Origin of the sequence: Sphingomonas sp. Root720 (assembly GCF_001428605.1) — a bacterium.
Lineage (GTDB): Bacteria > Pseudomonadota > Alphaproteobacteria > Sphingomonadales > Sphingomonadaceae > Rhizorhabdus.
Window position 1 is genome coordinate 512,868 of sequence record NZ_LMID01000011.1, and the last position, 17,166, is coordinate 530,033.

The following is a 17,166-nucleotide window of genomic DNA, read 5'->3' on the forward strand; positions in this document are numbered from 1 at the left end:
ACGAGGGGCAGCAATCTTCTTCGGTCAGCCGATCATGTCGCAGTGCAGCGCTTCGCCGACAGCGGCGTCGAGGGAGGTGGCAAGGCGGTCGACGATCTGCGCGATCTCGCCTTCGGTCACGATATAGGGCGGGGCGACGATGGCATGATCGCCCGCCACGCCGTCGATCGTACCGCCGGTCGGATAAATCCCCAGGCCATTGCGCATCGCCGCCGCCTTGAGGCGCTCATTGAAGTGGACGGCGGGATCGAACGGCTTGTCGTGCGCACGCTCCCGAACGAACTCCAGCGCCCAGAACAGGCCACGCCCTCTGATGTCGCCGACATGCGGATGATCGGCAAAGCGGTCGCGCAAACTCGCTTCCAGCAGCGCGCCCATGCTCCGGACTCGCGCGTGCAACCCGTCCTCGCGGATGATCCGCTGCACCTCCAATGCGGCCGTGCAGGCAACGGGGTGCGCCTGATAGGTGTGGCCATGGACGAAGGCGCCCGAACCGACGGCGAGTGCGTCGATGACACGGCCGGATACGAGGATTCCGCCGATCGGCTGGTACCCGCCGCCCAGCCCCTTGGCGATCGCCTGGATATCGGGCGTGACGCCTTCCTGCTCCCACGCATGCAGCGTTCCCGTCCGGCCCATGCCCGACATGATTTCGTCGAGGATCAGCAGCGCGCCATGGCGGTCGCAGACTTGGCGGATCGCCGGGAAGTAGCCGGGCACTGCGGCGACACAGCCCGCGGTCGCGCCCACCACCGGTTCGGCGATGAACGCGATCACGCGATCCGGGCCCACCCGCTGGAATTCCTCTTCCAGTTCGCGCGCCAGCCGTGCGACATAATCGGCATCGCTCTCGGTCCGCTCCTGGTAGCGGAACGGAAAGCAGGGCGAGACCCGGCTGAAATTATGCGGCAGCACGTCTTCGTAGATCGACCGGCGCGCCATATTGCCGCTGGCGGCCAGCGTGCCGAACAGATTGCCGTGATAGCTTTGCCGGCGCGAGATATAATGGACGCGCTGCGGCTCGCCGCGCTCGACATGATATTGCCGTGCCATCTTGAGCGCCGATTCCATCGCGACCGAGCCGTCGGAGACGAAGAAAGCGCGCGTCAGGCCGCCCGGGTGGCCGTCGAGCAGCAGTTCGGCCAGCGCTTCCGCGGGTTCGCTCGAGAAGAAGCCCGTATGCACATAGCCGAGCTTCGCGGCCTGCCTGCCGATCGCGGCGGCGACACGCTCATTGCCGTGGCCGAGACAGGCGACCGCCGCCCCCCCCGACGCGTCGATGATTTCCGCACCATTGGCCAGCCTGAGGATCAGCCCTTTGCCCGAGACGGCGATCTCGGGTTCGGTGGCGATGGTGCGATGAAGAACTTTGGACATGAACTCCCCCGCCGCGTGCGACGCGGCGACAACGGACACCGCAGCGGGCGTCGCGCCCCGCGATTCGATGCGAAGGAGCTACATCAAAAAAATTGTACAGCAAACAATAATTTTAGAATTGATTTCGGGATGCCTGGACTACGTCGAGATCAGTCGGCTTTCGCCAGGCCCTCGATCCCCGCGACAAGAATGTCGAGACAGAGTTCGAAGCTCGTATCCAGCGGAGCATCAATGCCATTTTGCCAACGCAGGATGAAGGCGCGGTTCGACAGATTGCGCATGTTCCGGCTGAGCAACGGATAGGCCTCCGCATCGACCGAGAGCAATCTTTCTTGTACAGCGATCTGCCACTGGGCGGCATCCTCTCGCGGGATCGGCGCAAATTCCTGGGTCGTGAAGCCGACCATCATCGCCAGCACCATATTGTAGCCGCCGACAAGCGCATTGTCGGAAAGACCCGCCTTCGAGAGCGTCGCCAGGATATATTCCACCAGATCCAGGTCGACCTGCGTGTTCGAGACGAGCTGGCCGCCGATGAGCGGCGCAACATTGGGATGGGCGCGCACCGCAGCACGAAAGTTGCGCATTATGTCCCGCAGGCCCGCTTGCCACTCACGGCGTCGTTTGGCGGGGACCACGTCGCAGGTGACCGCCGTGACGACATGCGCCAGCAGGGCATCACGATTGGACACATACCAATAGATGGCGGTTGGATAGACGCCCAGCTTCTGGGCAAGGTTGCGCAGGCTGAAAGAGTCCAGGCCCTCGGCGTCGATATAGTCGAGTGCGGCTGCGACGATGACGGGCTGGCTGAGCGCAGGCGTATCCGCCGAAGCTTTCCTCCGTCCCTGCTTCTTCGTGCCGGTGACCACGTCCCATCTCCCCTGCAGGCAATGGTCCTGCCCTAACCGGGGCGATCGGAAAGCGCCAGACGCAATAGGCGGCAGAATGCGGTCGGGCCTGTCCGTCGTACATGGGGGAGCTTGTCGGCTTAGCGCGGCGGCGAACCGGCGGGAGCCGTGTAGCGCCCATATTTCCTCAGCAGCGCCTGAAGCCGGTCGTGGGGCAGCGCGTAGACGGTCGATCCGTCGGTGCCGGTCATCGTCTTCGCCGCCACGAGCTGGTTGACCAGCGCCTCTTCGACCGCCTGGGTGGCGGCGGTGAACAGTGCATCCATCACATCCTGCTCATTGTCGCTGATATAAGCCTGGCCAACGGGCTTGCCGTCATAGGGCAGGGTGTTGGTGGTCGAGAAGGCGAGCGCGAACTCTCCCGAATAATTGCCTGCGGTGCTGCCGCTGCGGCCCACGCCCAGCGCCGCGCGGCGCGAAAGGCGTTGCAGCTGGTGCGGCTGGAGCGGCGCGTCGGTGGCGATCACGACCAGCAGCGAATTCTTCTCGGGCGTGTCGGGCTCCGGCGCCTTGGCGGGCGGACGCATGACGGGCTCCAGGTCCCGAATTTCCTGACCGACCGGGATGCCGGCGATCCTGAGATCGCTGCGCTTGCCATGGTTCGCCTGGAGCAGGACGCCGATCGTATAGGTCCGGCTCCCAACCTTGACGACCCGCGATGCGCCACCGGTGCCGCCTTTGAAATGATAGGCGGTCATGCCCGTGCCGCCACCGACATTGCCCTCCGCGACCGGCCCTGCCGAGGCGCCGTCGAGCGCGGCGAAGACGTCGGCGGTGGTCATCGGATGGCCGTAGACATCGTTGAGCCGGGCATCGAGCGTTTCGCCGACCACCGGCAGCAACCGCGTGAACAGCTCGTCGTCCGACAGATAGCCGGGTCGCGCCGCCCAGTCGATCAGCCCCTGATGCACGACGCTGACATTACCCGTTCCGGTGAGTGCGATGGGGCCGAAGAACAGCCCGACCTCATCGATCATGCGGGTACCGGTGAACTCGCCGGTGCCGTTGATGACGGAGAATCCTGCCGCCACCGCATCGCGCCCGGCCTTGCCGAGCGGCAGGATCACGGTGACCCCGGTCCGCACCGGCCCCTTGCCGCGCACCAGCTTGCCGTTGCCATGGATCAGCGTCGTCATGCCGACCTCGACGCCCTTCACGTCGGTTATGGCGTTATAGGCGCCCGGTGTGCCGTCGAACGGCACGCCCAGATCGCGCGCGCGCGGCTCCGCCCCGGAAGCGCCGGTGCTCAGCGCCATCATGACCACCGCCATCGCCGTAAATATTCTCTTCATGATGTGCCTCCCCGGGAGCTCCCACATGGCTCTTTCATACCCGGCAAATTTCTCTTGTTCAATGTACAATAATCTGCCAGTCGTCATGCGATACCACGACGCAGCTGCGGGAAACCCGCGCGCAGTTCAAAGGATGTTTGCAATGGCGACAGGCACGGACAAGGTCATCGTAACGGTAGCGCCGACGGGCGGTATGGCGTCGAAGGCGCAGAACCCGAATCTGCCGACGCAACCCGAAGAGATCGCCGAGTCGGTGTTCAAGTCCTACAAAGAAGGTGCCGCGATCGCCGCCCTGCACGCGCGCCGGCCCGATGACGAGGCCACCTGCAATCCCGACATCTACCGCGCGATCAACGACGGCATCCGTGCGAGATGCGATATCGTCATCAACAACTCGACCGGCGGCGGATCGAACGGCGACATGCTCGTGTCGCGCGACGATGGCCTGTTCGAATCCAATTTCACCGAGCGGCTGAAGGGCTGCGAGGCTGGCGCGGAGATGGCCACGTTCGACGGCATGACCTTCGTCGACGTCCATGGCGGCCGCGAGATCATCGTGGCGACGACGCCATCGCGCTGCGAGACGCTGGTCAAGCGGATGATCGATCGCGGCATCAAGCCCGAATGGGAGGTGTTCAGTCCGACCCACATCCTGCAGGATGTCACCCGGCTGATCCAGAAAGGCTATGACAAGCCGCCCTATTACATCAACATGGTGCTGGGCGCCGACAAGGGCTTCCAGGGCGCGATGCCCTATAGCCATGACATATTGGCGGCGATGATCGCCGCGCTGCCACCGCAGTCGATTTTCTGCGTCTCGGCGATCGGGCCGGCGCAGCTTCCGGCGACAACACAGGCCATCCTGCTGGGCGGGCATGTCCGGGTCGGCCTGGAAGACAATAACTACTATGCGCGCGGCGTGCTCGCGACCAACGAGCAGCTCGTAGCCCGCACCGTCCGGATCATCCACGAGCTCGGCCTCGAACATGCCAGCGCGCCCGAGGCTCGCGATATCCTTGGCCTCGCCCAGCGTTAGGACATATCGGGCTAGCTACAGGGATGAAGAGAGGAACGCCGTTGACGCCTTCGCCGATCGACCGGGCGGCGCCCCAGCACGCGCTGAGCAATCGTCACATCCAGTTCATCGCGATCGGCGGTGCGATCGGTGCCGGCCTGTTCATCGGCTCGGGCAGCAGCATCGAGGGTGCGGGGCCCGCTGTCCTGCTCACCTATGCGCTGTGCGGCGTCTTCATCTTCTTCATGGCACGTGCGCTCGGCGAGCTGACATTGATCGAACCGGCGCAGGACGCTTTCGCGAGCTACGCCGAACGCCATATCGGGCCCGTTGCCGGGTTCGTCACCGGCTGGAGCTACTGGGCGAACTGGATATTGGTCGGCGCGGCGGAGATCACCGCATGCGGTGTGCTGATGCGCTTCTGGTTCCCTGATCTGCCGCAATGGATGCCCAGCCTGCTGGCGCTGCTCGCCATCTATGCGGCGAACATGCGCGCGGTGCGGCTGTTCGGCGAGATCGAGTTCTGGCTGTCGCTGATCAAGATCGTGACGATAGTGGCGCTGATCGGCCTTGGGCTGGCTCTCCTGTTCCTGCCCGGCTTTCCGAAGCTGGCGGGGGCGTCGGTCGGCAATCTGTTCGATCATGGCGGCTTCTTTCCGAAGGGCGTCGCGGGGATGATCTCCATCCTGCCGATCGCGCTGTTCGCCTTTGGCGGAGTCGAGGTGATCGCGCTCACCGCACGCGAGGCGCGCGATCCGGTGCGTTCCATCCCGCGCGCGATCAACGGCGTGGTGCTGCGCATCCTGATCTTCTACATCGGTACGATGTTCGTCGCGATGAGCATCGCGCCCTGGACCAGCTATAGCGGCGCACAAAGCCCGTTCGTGTCGGTGTTCAGTCAGGCCGGAATCGGCGCCGCCGCTTCGATCGTCAACTTCGTCGTGCTGACCGCAGTCCTTTCCTCGTGCAATACCGGGCTGTTCGCCACCGGGCGCATGCTTGCCGGCATCGCCAATCGGGGCGAAGCCCCGGCCATGCTCGGCGTGATAAATGCACGCGGGCTGCCCGGGCGGGCGATCACCGCCTCGGCGCTGTGCCTGTTGCTCGCCGTACTCCTGAACTGGCTCGTGCCCGATCGCGCCTTCGGAATATTGATGGCGGCTACCGCCTATCTCCTCCTCGGCGTGTGGACCGTCATCCTGATCGCGCATTACCGGATGCGACGCGGCCGGTCGGCGGATGCTCGCTCGCCCTTCCCGATGCCGTTCTTCCCGGTCTCCAACGGGATAGCCCTGGCCGCGATTCTGCTGACCGCTCTGCTGATGGCGTCCGATGCGGCCAACCTGATCGTCACCGTCATCGCCGCCGGCTGGTATGGGGCGCTTGCCGCCGTCGCGCTGCTGCTGCGGCGAAGGGCAGGGGCGGCGGCGCATGGCTGAGGCGCGCGTGACGAAGGTCAGCGTCATCGGCTGCGGCAGTTTCGGACAGCTGGTGCTGCGCAGCATCGCGCCGCATGTCGATGTGACCTGCTATGATGCGGACCGCTCGACGCTGCGCGAAATCGATTATCCGATGGCGATGGACTGCGCCTCGGCAGCGGCGGCCGACATCGTGGTCCTGGCGGTCCCCGTGCAGGCGATCGAAGAGGTGTTGCGCGCGATCGCCCCGCACCTCCGCGCATCGGCGCTCGTCGTCGACGTCTGCTCGGTCAAGCGCAAGCCGCTGGCGGCGATGGCGCGCCTCCTCCCCTCCCATTGCGAGATATTGGGCACCCATCCGCTGTTCGGTCCGCAAAGCGCCCTGCGCGGGCTGGCCGGCAGCGGCATCGCGCTGGTGCCTGTCAGGGGCCGGCAATGGCGCCGGGTCGCCGCCTTCCTCGAAAAGGCGCTCCATCTCGACGTGATCGTCACGACAGCCGAGCGTCATGACCGCGACATGGCCTATGTCCAGGGACTGACGCACATGCTGGCACGGGTAGTCGGGCAGATGCGCCTGCCCACGACGCCGCTCACCACGCGAACCTATGACCATATGCTGTCGATGGTCGGCTTGGTCGGTCAGGACAGCGACGCGCTGTTCGAGGCGATCATGGCCGAGAACCCCTATTCCGCTGCAGTCTATGACGAGTTCGTCGGCCAGTTCACGAAGCTGCGGGATCTGGTGAACGGGTTCGACATCATCCCGCTCAGACAGAAGGCCGAACAGGAATGACTGGACAGATATTCGAGAACCGGATCGATCTTCGCATCGAATGGGGCGACTGCGACCCGGCGGGAATCGTCTTCTATCCGAATTATTTCCGCATCTTCAACAGGGCGACCGACGCGCTGTTCACGGCGGCTGGCTTCCCGCCTTCGACCGCGTTCGCGCGTTTCGGGATCCTCGGCTATCCGATGATCGACACACGCGCCAACTTCCTTTCCCCCAACCGGTTCGGCGACGATCTGTTCGTGACAAGCCGGATCACGCGGTGGGGGCGCAGCAGCTTCGACGTCAGTCACCGGCTGCACAATGGTTCGGGCCTGTCGGTCGAGGGCTTCGAAAAGCGGGTATGGGGGGCGATCGACGGCGAGGGCCGCCTGCGGGGCATCGCGGTCCCCGACGAGGTGCGCGATATCATGGTTGCCGCCGATCCCGCCTGAGGCCGCCGCCGCCAGGCGGAGAGCCCCCACATTACATCGCCGACGCACGTGAGAGCCCTGAGAGTCGTCGGGTGGTGCCTCATGGTGCGCCCCTCCCTCATCATCCGGACAAAGAAACTCCGGCGTAGCCTGGGCTACGCCGGAGAGGAGTGGAGTCCTGTCGGTGGCGCCTGCGCGCCGCCGGCTACTGCTGGTATGTGAGGGTCAGACCGAAGGTCCTCGGACGAACCGACGTTTCGTAGAACAGCGTCGTCGTTGGAAGGTCGCGTACCCGCGACAGGCGCGGCGCCTGGTCGAGCGCATTGTTGACATAGGCCGAGACCGTGACGCTGCCCAGGTCGACCCCCGCTCGGAACGCCAGCGCGTGGATCGGTTCCGATTCCAGCGCCTGAGCGTCGATGCCGAACACCGTCGGGCTGCGCAGCTGACCCTTGCCCTGATATTGATAGTCGGTCCGGAAGAACGCCTTGCGTCCGGCAACTTCGAACGCATAATTGCTCGACAGCGCCGCGGTCCATTTGGCGCCGCTGGTCACCGGATCGCCCTTGAGGCCGAGGATGACCGTTCCGGTACCGCGCAGCGTCTTGTCGAGCGTTGCATCGGTATAGCCGATCGAGGCACCCAGGGTGAGCGACGAGCTGGGCCGCGCAGTCAGCTCCAGGTCGAAACCCTTGGCGGTGGCGTCGCCGAAATTCGTGATGAACTCGGAGCCGCAACCCTGCAGCGGAACGCTCTGCTGGATGTCCTTCCACTTGATGTAGAAGCCGCTCGCCGCGACCTGCAGCGCGCCTCCCAGCGTCTTGTTCTTGGAGCCGACCTCATATGACGTGGTCGAATCCGAGTCATAGGCGCCTGGGGCGTCGGTGATCCCAAGCTGGGCCAATGCGGCGTTGCAGAAGGCCGAGGAAGGCGGGTTCGCGCCGCCCACCCGGTAGCCCTTGGAGATCGAACTGTAGAGCAGGTTGCTGTCATCTACCTGCCACGACAGACCGGCCTTGTAGGTGAAGGGTGATTCGCTCTGCTTGCCGCCGACCGGAGGCGGGTTTCCACCGGCCGCCGGGCCCTGGCCGGCCCGTAGGAACTTGAACTTCGTCCTTGCCTGGCGCGCGCCCAAGGTCAGCGTCAGACCGTCGACGATCTTGTAGTCGGCCTGAGCGAACAATGCCTTCTGTTCATCCGAACTCGAGCGGTTCGAGAAGAAGGTGTAGACACCCCGGAACAGCGGCACGCCGAAGAAATCCTCGGCGGTGATGCCCAGGATCTGCTGGAAGGCGGCGTCGAGCGTAGGCGCGGTGTTGCCCTGGAACGAATCCTGGTCGTTCTTGCTGTAGAAGGCGCCGACCGTCCATTTCAGCGGCGAATCCGGATTGTTGGATTCGATCCGGAATTCCTGGGTCCAGGCCTTCTGCTTGTCGACATACTCCGCCTTGTTGTTGAACGGCGTATAGGGCGGGATCGACGTGCCGAAGAATAGCGCCGACTCGATGTTGGAGAAGTCGCCACCCTGCTTGGTCTTGCGGTCGATATAGGAGGTGCTCGAGACGAGCGACACGCCGCCCGCATCGAAGGTGATATCGAGCGCGGGTAGCAGGAACCGGTCCTTATAGGGCTGCGCGAGATTCTTGCCGCTGCGGAACACGCCCTTGTCCGGATTCGACAGGTTGACGAAATAAAGGTCGCGGTCGTCGGACGACTGATGCTGGTAGAAGAGCGACGGCTCGATCGTCAGATCGGGCGTGACCTGCCACTTCAGCGCACCGCGCAGCGTGTAATTTTCGTCATTGTTGGTGTTCTTGTCGACGGATTGAAGCGTGGTCGGATTGACCCGGTCGACCCAGCCGCCGGCATTGCGATAGGAACCGCTGACACGGAAGCCCAGCACGTCGTCGACCAGCGGGCCGCCGATCGCGACACCGGCCTCGTAGCTCGGATCACCGCTCTCGGTCATCGCCACATCCGCACGGCCATAGATGTCGGACTTGGTCAGGCTCGGCTTGCGCGTGATGAAGCGTACCGCGCCACCCTCGGCGCCCGCGCCAAACAGCGTGCCCTGCGGTCCGCGCAGGACTTCGACGCGCTCTAGATCGAAGATATAGGGATAGAAGTTCGAGGCGACGTTGCCGGTCGGGCGCACCTGGATCGGCGTTTCGTTCAGATAGACGCCGGTGGTGGGCGATCCAACGCTCGACGCGATGCCGCGGATCGAGATGTTCGATCGGCGACCGCCATTCTGGCCGTTCGACGGCGTGATGCGCAAGCCGGGCGCCAGTCGCACGACGTCCTCGATGCTGCGGACGCTCTGCGCGTCGAGTTGCTCCTGCGAGAAGGCGACAATGCTGAGGGGCACCTTGCTCAGCGTCTCTTCGCGGCGCTGGGCGGTCACGACGATTTCATTGGTCGAAACCCCATCTTCAGGAGTTCCCTGGGCAACGGCGTGGCCGCTGATCGATGCAGCGACCAGCGCTGCAGCAGATGTGGTGATAAGTTTCGCAATCCTGGCCGATGCCATGCGTGCCTCCCTCTTGATGAGCAGTGTGACGTGGTCCTCCCTGGACGCGCCCACTGTTCGAAGCACTATCATTTCCTTGTACGACATACAATAATCTTATGGAGCGTATTCGGCGCCAGAAATTCCGGCGCGGAACCCGTATAATATACCAAGATAACGCTGTTTAACGGCGCCATAGGCACATGGACCGCCTTCGGATAGCCGTGATTCGACCTGCGATCATTGTACGATCTACAGCATAATATCGGGAGATTCGGCGTTGTGTCTGGGCATTCCCGATTTTGCCTGGGGCCTAGATCAGGCCCGGCCAGTATAGCCGCATCGGATTGTCGATCAGCAGCTTGCGCTGCAGCGCCCCGTTCACCGCGATGCGTGGAATGACATCGACCAGCCTGCCATCGTCGGGAATGCGATGCTCCATAGTGGGGTGCGGCCAGTCGGTCCCCCACAGTACCCGATCGGAATAGGCTTCGACGAGCGGGCGGACCGCAGCCACGAAGTCGTCATAGGGTTCTCCGTGCGGCGACAACCGATCGGGACAGCTTGTCTTCACCCAGATATCCTGACGACTGTCGAGCAGCGCGCGCAGCGCGCGCATGTCGGCACCATCAGGCCCCTGCGTGACATCGGGACGGCCCATATGATCGATGACCACCGGAACCGGCAGGGCTTCGAGGAAGGGGCGCAGTTCCGCCAATATGTCGGCCTCGAAATAGACGACGACATGCCAGCCCAGCCGCGCGATCCGGCGGGCGACGTCGAGGAAGCGGTCCTTCGGCGCGTCGTCGACGAGCCGCTTGAGGAAGTTGAAACGTATCCCCCGGATGCCGCCCGCGTGCAGCCCGTCGAGTTCCTCGTCGCCAATGCCGGGATCGACCACCGCAACCCCGCGCGCCAGACCGCCCGACTTCGCGATGGCATCCAGCGTCGCCGCGTTGTCGGTGCCATGACAGCTCGCCTGGACGATGACGTTCCGGCTGAAGCCCAGCCGGTCCCGCAGCGCGAACAGCATTTCCGGCCCGGCGTCCTCCGGATGGTATTTCGCTTTCGGACTGAAGGGAAATCGGGCAGCGGGACCGAAGACATGGCAATGCGCATCGACCGCTCCGGCGGGCGGTCTGTAGCGCGGCCGCGAAGGATCGAGGGTCCAGCTGCGGATGCGCCCCTGCCTGTCGGTACTCATGCGAAAACCACCCCATCCATCAGCTTGCGCGCGGTGCGCAGCATGCCGGCTTCGATCGGCTGTCCCTCGCCGTCGACGCTGACGACGCATTCGGTGACGCCGGTCGGATGCTCGACGCCCAGCGTCCTGGTCGCGCCGGACGATATAGCGGCGACCGCCGCAGCCGGCGAACCGTCGATCAGGCAGGCCGTTGCGACGCTCACCGCGCCCAGGACGCCGATCGAGGCATGGACACGGTGCGGGATCAGCGAGCGGACCGCGATCGCGCCGCCCGCGCGAGGCGCTGCGACGAGCATCATCTTCGGCACCGACTTTTCCGCCACGTCACCGAGGTTCATCATCGGGCCGGCGATGAGGCGGATTGCCTCCACCCGCGCCTTCATCGCCGCGTCGGCGTCGAGCGCGTCGCGATCCTCATAGCCGGTGACGCCGACGTCGGCGGCGAGCAGCACGACGCAGGGCATGCCATTGTCGATCAGCGTGCAGCGCACCCCCTCGATCTCGTCGACGCCCCTGCCGGTGGGAAGCAGCGCGCCGCAACTCGATCCGGCCGTGTCTCGGAAAGCGAGCGGAATCGGCGCGGCGGTGCCGGGCACCCCGCTGATCGCCGCATCGCCGGCGTAGCTCACCCGGCCGTCCGGCGTCAGCACCGCCGCGACCGCCACCTGGCCGGTATTTTCCATGAAGACAGCGACGCGCGTTTCGCCGTCGCAGGCCGTGACCAGCCCGCGCTCGATTGCGAACGGGCCGACGGCGGCGAGCATGTTGCCGCAATTCTGGCCGTCAGTGACGATCGGCTGATCGACGAACACCTGCAGGAACAGATAGTCGACATCGACGCCCGGCCGCGCCGATGTGCTGATCACCGCGACCTTGGAGGTGAGCGGATCGCCCCCGCCCATGCCGTCGATCTGCCGCGAATCGGGCGAGCCCATGATCCGCAGCAGGAAGGCATCGCGCGCGGCAATATCCGCCGGCAGATCCTCCGCCAGGAAGAAAGCGCCCTTGGAGGTGCCGCCACGCATCCACATGCAGCGTGCGGCATGGTCAGACATAGCGCAGACCCATAGCCTCCAGCTTGCCGCGCATGTCGTAGATATCGAGGCCGAGTTCGCCCGCCGCGAGCCGCTTCCGCTTCAGTTCCTCAGCCGCCTCGCGTGCCCGCGCCTTGACGAGCACGGCCGCGGCATCGGCGCGCTTGACGACGCACGCGCCGTCATCATCCGCGACGATGACGTCGCCCGGCTCGATCGCGGCGCCGGCGCAGACGACCGGCACGTTGACCGATCCCAGCGTCGCCTTGACCGTTCCTTGCGCGAACACCGCCTTCGACCAGACCGGGAACCCCATCGCGGTCAGGTCGCGAATGTCGCGCACGCCCGCGTCGATCACCAGGCCGCGACAGCCGCGCGCCATCGCCGACGTCGCCAGCAGGTCGCCGAAATAGCCGTCGACGCACGGGCTGGACGGCGCGAGCACCAGGATGTCGCCCGGGCGAAGATGTTCGATCGCGACGTGGAGCATCCAGTTGTCGCCGGGCGGGGCCGAAATCGTCACTGCGGACCCCGCGATCCGCGCGCCTGGGTAGATTGGCCGCATATATGCGGCGAGCAGCCCGGTGCGCCCTTGCGCCTCATGAACCGTCGCCACTCCGGCAGTGGCCAGTCCCTCGACGACCCCTGCCTCGGCGCGCGCGACGTCGCGGACCACGATGCTCATCTCATATCTCCTTTGCTGCCTCGTTCCCCCTGATGTTGCGCAACGCCAATCCATATTGCCGAGCATCGATAAGTTTTTGCTATAGATAGTGCATGACGAGTCCGTTCGATCTCAACCTGCGCCACCTGCGCGCACTATCGGCGGTGATCGCGCAGGGCAGCCTCAGTCGCGGCGCCGAGGCAGCCGGACTATCGCAACCCGCGCTGACCCAGGGGCTCGGCAAGCTCGAGCGCCAGATCGGGGTGCCGCTGTTCGAACGTCATTCGGACGGCGTCTCGCCAACCGCGGCGGGCTTGCTGCTCGCCGACCGCGTCGCGCGCGCCTTCGATTATCTCGCGGCCGGTACCCGCCGGTTCGGGCGCACCAGCCGCAGCTTCGTCCGGCCCGAACAGTTGATGACCGCAAGCCAGCTCGACGCCTTCCTTCATTTCGCCGCGGCCCAGAGCTTCATGGGCGCGGCGCAGGCAAGCCGGTTGTCCCAGCCGGCGATCCACCGCGCGGTGCGCGACCTGGAGCAGATATGCGCCGTCCCGCTGGCCGAGCGGCGGGGGCGTGGCGTGATGCTGACCGCAGCCGGGCGCGCCTTGGCGCGCGGCGCGCGGTTGGCGCAGCAGGAGATCGCGGCGGGCATCATCGAGGTTCGGGGTGAGGATCATGAAGGGGGCCGTGTCGCGATCGGCGCGATGCCGCTCAGCCGGGCGCTGGTCCTGCCTCGTGCGCTCGCCGAACTGCTGCGCGCCATGCCCCATGCCGTGATCGATGTCGTCGAAGGATCGTGGCGCGAACTGATCGAGCCGCTTGCCGACGGGATCATCGATCTGACCATCGGTGCGCTACGCGATGAGCCCCCCGCCGGGCTTGTCCAGGAGCCGCTATTTACCGATCAGCTTGCCATTTTCGGACGGCCGGGACATCCGATCCTGGAAGGCCCGATCGACATTGCGACATTATGTGGCCAACCATGGATCGTCGGCCCCGCCGGCACGCCGCTGCGCAGGCATTGGGAAGCGATGTTCGCCGATGGCCCCCTGCCGGCCGTGCCGGTCGAATGCGGTTCGGTGATGGTGATCCGGGGCATGCTCGCGCAAAGTGACCTGCTCACGTTGCTGTCCCCGGATCAGGTCGCGCTGGAGGTTGCAAGCGGCATGCTCGTGCAGATCGGCAAGCCGCTCCCGGGGGCGGTGCGCACCATCGGCCTCACGACCCGCGGCGGCTGGCGCCCGACCTGGATTCAGCGCGAACTCATGCGGCACATTCGCGATGCAGTCCGCGACACAAGACTTCAGGAAAACCGATAGCAGCCCAAGCAATTGGATTGGCCGCCCTGTCCGCACCCGCTCTAGCAGCGGCGCATGGATGGCAGCATTGCACATATCGGGTTCGGCGAGGCGGGCATGGCGTTCGCCCGCCCCGGCGCACGCGCCTATGACCGCAGCACCGACGACGGCGCGATGCGTGACGCCAAGCGGGCCGATTATGTAGCCTGCAGGGTCGTCGGCTGCGCCGACGCGACCGAGGCGCTGGCAGGCGTCGATGCGGTGCTCTCGCTCGTGACCGCCGACCAGTCGCTGGCCGCCGCGCGGACCGCTGCGCCGTTGCTGAAGCCCGGCGCAATCTGGTTCGACATGAACAGCGTCGCCCCCGATACCAAGCGTCAGGCGGCCGATGCGATCGAGGCGGCGGGCGGTCGTCATGTCGATGTCGCGGTGATGGCGCCCGTCCATCCCCGGAGGCTGGGCACGCCGTTGCTGGTTGCCGGGAAATATGCGCGGGCGGGCGCCGACGCCTTGCGGGCCATGGGGTTCGTCAATGTTCGCATCGTCGGCGGCGACACCGGCGCGGCGTCGGCGATCAAGATGATCCGCTCGGTGATGGTCAAGGGGATCGAGGCGCTCACCGCCGAGTGCCTGATCGCCGCCGATGCGGCCGGCGTGACGGCGGATGTCCTCGCTTCGCTGGACGTCGGCGCCCCCGAAGCGGGCTGGGAAGCGCGGGCCGATTATAATCTCGATCGGATGCTGGTCCACGGACGGCGCCGGGCCGCCGAGATGGAGGAGGTGGTCAGGACGATCGAAGCGCTCGGCACCGGGGCGGCGATGAGCCGCGCGACCGCCGAACGCCAGCGCGCGATCGGATCGCTTGGCGTCGTCCGCCCGCCTGAAGGGCTCGACGGCAAACTGGGGCTCCTCCGCAACGGCAAGGGGCTCGCGGCATGACGATGATCATCGATTGCCACGGCCATTATACGGTCTTGCCCAAGGCGCACGATGACTGGCGCGAAGCGCAGAAGGCCGCCTTCGAGGCCGGCGAGCTCGCGCCGCCCTATCCCGCCATCGGCGACGACGAGATTCGCGAGACGATCGAGGCCAATCAGCTGCGGCTGATCAGGGAACGTGGCGCCGACCTCACCATCTTCAGCCCGCGCGCATCTGCGATGGCGCCGCATGTCGGCGACGAGGGCGTCGCCAGCGAATGGGCCGGTCGCTGCAACGATCTCATCGCGCGGGTGGTGGCGCTGTTCCCCGAAAGCTTCGCCGGCGTCTGCATGTTGCCGCAAAGCCCCAAGGCCGGCATGGGCGCGTCGATCGAGGAGCTCGAACGTTGCGTGACCGGGCTCGGTTTCATCGGGTGCAACCTCAATCCCGATCCCGGCGGCGGCCATTTCCAGCATCCGCCGCTCACCGACCGCTACTGGTACCCCTTCTACGAGAAGATGGTCGAACTCGATGTCCCGGCGATGATCCATGTGTCGGGCAGCTGCAATCCCGCGATGCACGCCACCGGCGGCTATTATATCGCGGCGGACACCATCGCGTTCATGCAGCTGCTCGAAGGGGATCTGTTCGCGGACTTTCCGACCCTGCGCTTCATCATCCCGCATGGCGGCGGCGCAGTGCCCTATCATTGGGGCCGCTATCGTGGGCTCGCCGATATGCTGAAGAAGCCCGGCCTCGACACGCATCTGATGAATAACATCTTTTTCGACACCTGCGTCTATCACCAGCCGGGCGTCGACCTGCTCGCCGATGTGGTCGACAGCAAGAATATATTGTTCGGGTCGGAAATGGTCGGCGCGGTGCGCGGGATCGATCCGACCACCGGCCATTATTTCGACGATACGAAGCGCTATGTCGATGCGCTCGATATCGGCGAGGCCGAGCGCCACGCGATCTTCGAAGGCAATGCCCGGCGCGTCTTCCCGCGGCTCGATGCGCAGCTGAGGGCGCGAGGGCTGTGAGCGCCCCCCGCGACATCCACGCCTACCTGGCCGCGTTCGACGACATACCCGGTACCCGCGTGTTCACCGCGCGGCGGGCACGGCAGGGCTATCATCTCAACCAGTTCGCGATGAGCCTGATGAAGGCGGAGAACCGCGAACGGTGGAAGGCCGACGAAGGCGCCTATCTCGACGCATGGCCGCTCAGCGCCGAGCAAAAGGCGGCGGTGCTCGCGCGCGACTATAACCGCCTGCTCGATCTCGGCGGCAACATCTACTTCATGGCGAAGATCTTCTCGACCGACGGCCAGAGCTTCCTCCAGGCGGTCAGCACGATGAGCGGCATGAGCCTGGAAGAATATTCGGCGATGATGATCGCCGGGGGCCGTTCGCCCGAGGGCCGGCGCTCGATCAGGGATGGAAACTGATGGCCCGAATCACCGCAGGCGTCGGCTCCAGCCATATCCCGGCGCTCGGCGTCGCATCCGATCTCGGCAAGACCGCCGAAGCTTACTGGGCACCAGCCTTCGCGGGATATGACTGGACGAAGGCATGGGAAGCCGAGCAGCGCCCCGATGTCGTGATCCTCGTCTATAACGACCATGCCAGCGCCTTCGATATGCGGATCATCCCGACCTTCGCGATCGGCTGCGCGGAGGAGTTCCAGCCGGCCGACGAAGGCTGGGGGCCGCGTCCGGTGCCGGTGGTGAAGGGGCATCCCGATCTCGCCTGGCATATCGCGCAGAGCTGTATCCTCGACGAATTCGATCTGACCATCATAAACGAGATGGACGTCGATCACGGGCTCACTGTTCCATTGTCGATGATGTTCGGCAAACCCGCCGCATGGCCCTGCCGGGTGATTCCGATCGCGGTCAACGTCGTCACCTATCCGCCCCCCTCCGGCAACCGCTGCTGGGCGCTGGGCGAAGCGGTCGCGCGCGCGGTCGAGAGCTTTCCAGAGGATCTGGACGTCCAGATCTGGGGCACCGGCGGCATGAGCCACCAGCTTCAGGGCCCGCGCGCGGGCCTGATCAACCGCGAATGGGACAATCGCTTCCTCGACGCGCTCGTCGGCGACGACGACGCGCCTCGCCACATCCCGCATATCGAATATCTGCGCGAGACCGGTTCCGAAGGCATCGAGATGGTCATGTGGCTGGTCATGCGCGGCGCGCTGGGCCGCCGGACCCGATGCCTCCACCGCCATTATCATGTCCCCGCGAGCAACACCGCGGTGGGCCATATCGTGCTCGAACCGGCCTGAACCAGTGATCCCGTTCATCCCCATCAGGAGATTA

16 protein-coding genes are annotated in these 17,166 nt (G+C 65.4%); 9 read left to right on the top strand and 7 right to left on the bottom strand.

Annotated elements, in window-relative coordinates; translation table 11 throughout:
• Positions 1–24: 24 nt before the first annotated feature.
• The 3 genes from ASE22_RS13165 to ASE22_RS13175 form a co-directional block, all read right to left on the bottom strand.
• Positions 25–1,377 (bottom strand): aspartate aminotransferase family protein, encoded by a 1,353-nt coding sequence (locus ASE22_RS13165; RefSeq protein WP_056361220.1) that lies wholly within the window; start codon positions 1,375–1,377, stop codon positions 25–27.
• Between the two features lie 149 nt (positions 1,378–1,526).
• The gene (locus ASE22_RS13170) at positions 1,527–2,249 is read right to left on the bottom strand and encodes a TetR/AcrR family transcriptional regulator (protein ID WP_056360015.1); all 723 of its coding nucleotides are present in this window, start codon (positions 2,247–2,249) and stop codon (positions 1,527–1,529) included.
• Positions 2,250–2,368: 119 nt separating this feature from the next.
• Entirely contained in the window at positions 2,369–3,580 is a 1,212-nt protein-coding gene (locus ASE22_RS13175; RefSeq protein ID WP_056360018.1) for a DmpA family aminopeptidase, read from the bottom strand.
• 142 nt (positions 3,581–3,722) lie between these two features.
• Between ASE22_RS13175 and ASE22_RS13180 the strand changes: the two genes are divergently transcribed.
• Genes ASE22_RS13180 through ASE22_RS13195 form a run of 4 tightly spaced genes read left to right on the top strand, consistent with a single transcriptional unit; the run spans position 3,723 to position 7,237 of the window.
• Entirely contained in the window at positions 3,723–4,616 is an 894-nt protein-coding gene (locus tag ASE22_RS13180; protein WP_056360021.1) for a 3-keto-5-aminohexanoate cleavage protein, read from the top strand.
• 41 nt (positions 4,617–4,657) lie between these two features.
• Positions 4,658–6,034 carry an amino acid permease gene (locus ASE22_RS13185; protein WP_200933168.1) on the top strand — a complete coding sequence of 459 codons (1,377 nt, stop codon included), beginning with the start codon at positions 4,658–4,660 and terminating at the stop codon, positions 6,032–6,034.
• Complete coding sequence (locus ASE22_RS13190; RefSeq protein WP_056601492.1) at positions 6,027–6,806, top strand: prephenate dehydrogenase/arogenate dehydrogenase family protein; 780 nt, start codon at positions 6,027–6,029, stop codon at positions 6,804–6,806. Before ASE22_RS13185 ends, ASE22_RS13190 begins: the two co-directional genes overlap by 8 nt.
• On the top strand, positions 6,803–7,237 hold the full coding sequence (locus ASE22_RS13195) for an acyl-CoA thioesterase (protein ID WP_056360026.1): 435 nt from the start codon (positions 6,803–6,805) through the stop codon (positions 7,235–7,237). The genes ASE22_RS13190 and ASE22_RS13195 overlap by 4 nt, the downstream gene beginning before the upstream one ends.
• A 184-nt stretch (positions 7,238–7,421) precedes the next feature.
• Here ASE22_RS13195 and ASE22_RS13200 read toward each other — a convergent pair whose 3' ends face one another.
• The 4 genes from ASE22_RS13200 to ASE22_RS13215 all read right to left on the bottom strand — a co-directional run bounded on the left by ASE22_RS13200 (position 7,422) and on the right by ASE22_RS13215 (position 12,648).
• On the bottom strand, positions 7,422–9,620 hold the full coding sequence (locus ASE22_RS13200; RefSeq protein WP_056360029.1) for a TonB-dependent receptor: 2,199 nt from the start codon (positions 9,618–9,620) through the stop codon (positions 7,422–7,424).
• A 418-nt stretch (positions 9,621–10,038) separates the two neighbouring features.
• Positions 10,039–10,929 (bottom strand): amidohydrolase family protein, encoded by an 891-nt coding sequence (locus tag ASE22_RS13205; protein ID WP_056360032.1) that lies wholly within the window; start codon positions 10,927–10,929, stop codon positions 10,039–10,041.
• Positions 10,926–11,984, bottom strand: coding sequence for a 4-oxalomesaconate tautomerase (locus tag ASE22_RS13210; RefSeq protein WP_056360034.1), 1,059 nt, complete (start codon positions 11,982–11,984; stop codon positions 10,926–10,928). The genes ASE22_RS13205 and ASE22_RS13210 overlap by 4 nt, the downstream gene beginning before the upstream one ends.
• Positions 11,977–12,648, bottom strand: coding sequence for a 4-carboxy-4-hydroxy-2-oxoadipate aldolase/oxaloacetate decarboxylase (locus ASE22_RS13215; protein WP_056360037.1), 672 nt, complete (start codon positions 12,646–12,648; stop codon positions 11,977–11,979). The genes ASE22_RS13210 and ASE22_RS13215 overlap by 8 nt, the downstream gene beginning before the upstream one ends.
• A 92-nt stretch (positions 12,649–12,740) precedes the next feature.
• Between ASE22_RS13215 and ASE22_RS13220 the strand changes: the two genes are divergently transcribed.
• From ASE22_RS13220 to ASE22_RS13240, 5 genes are read left to right on the top strand one after another with little or no spacing between them, the layout of a single operon-like run.
• Positions 12,741–13,946: a LysR family transcriptional regulator gene (locus tag ASE22_RS13220; RefSeq protein ID WP_056360040.1), complete on the top strand. Its 1,206-nt coding sequence runs from the start codon at positions 12,741–12,743 to the stop codon at positions 13,944–13,946.
• A 54-nt stretch (positions 13,947–14,000) separates the two neighbouring features.
• On the top strand, positions 14,001–14,864 hold the full coding sequence (locus ASE22_RS13225; RefSeq protein WP_056360042.1) for an NAD(P)-dependent oxidoreductase: 864 nt from the start codon (positions 14,001–14,003) through the stop codon (positions 14,862–14,864).
• Positions 14,861–15,886, top strand: a complete 1,026-nt coding sequence (locus ASE22_RS13230; protein WP_056360044.1) for an amidohydrolase family protein — start codon at positions 14,861–14,863, stop codon at positions 15,884–15,886. The genes ASE22_RS13225 and ASE22_RS13230 overlap by 4 nt, the downstream gene beginning before the upstream one ends.
• Positions 15,883–16,293, top strand: a complete 411-nt coding sequence (gene ligA / locus ASE22_RS13235; RefSeq protein WP_056360048.1) for a protocatechuate 4,5-dioxygenase subunit alpha — start codon at positions 15,883–15,885, stop codon at positions 16,291–16,293. Before ASE22_RS13230 ends, ligA begins: the two co-directional genes overlap by 4 nt.
• Positions 16,293–17,132: a class III extradiol dioxygenase subunit beta gene (locus tag ASE22_RS13240; protein WP_056360052.1), complete on the top strand. Its 840-nt coding sequence runs from the start codon at positions 16,293–16,295 to the stop codon at positions 17,130–17,132. The genes ligA and ASE22_RS13240 overlap by 1 nt, the downstream gene beginning before the upstream one ends.
• Positions 17,133–17,166 lie beyond the last annotated feature (34 nt).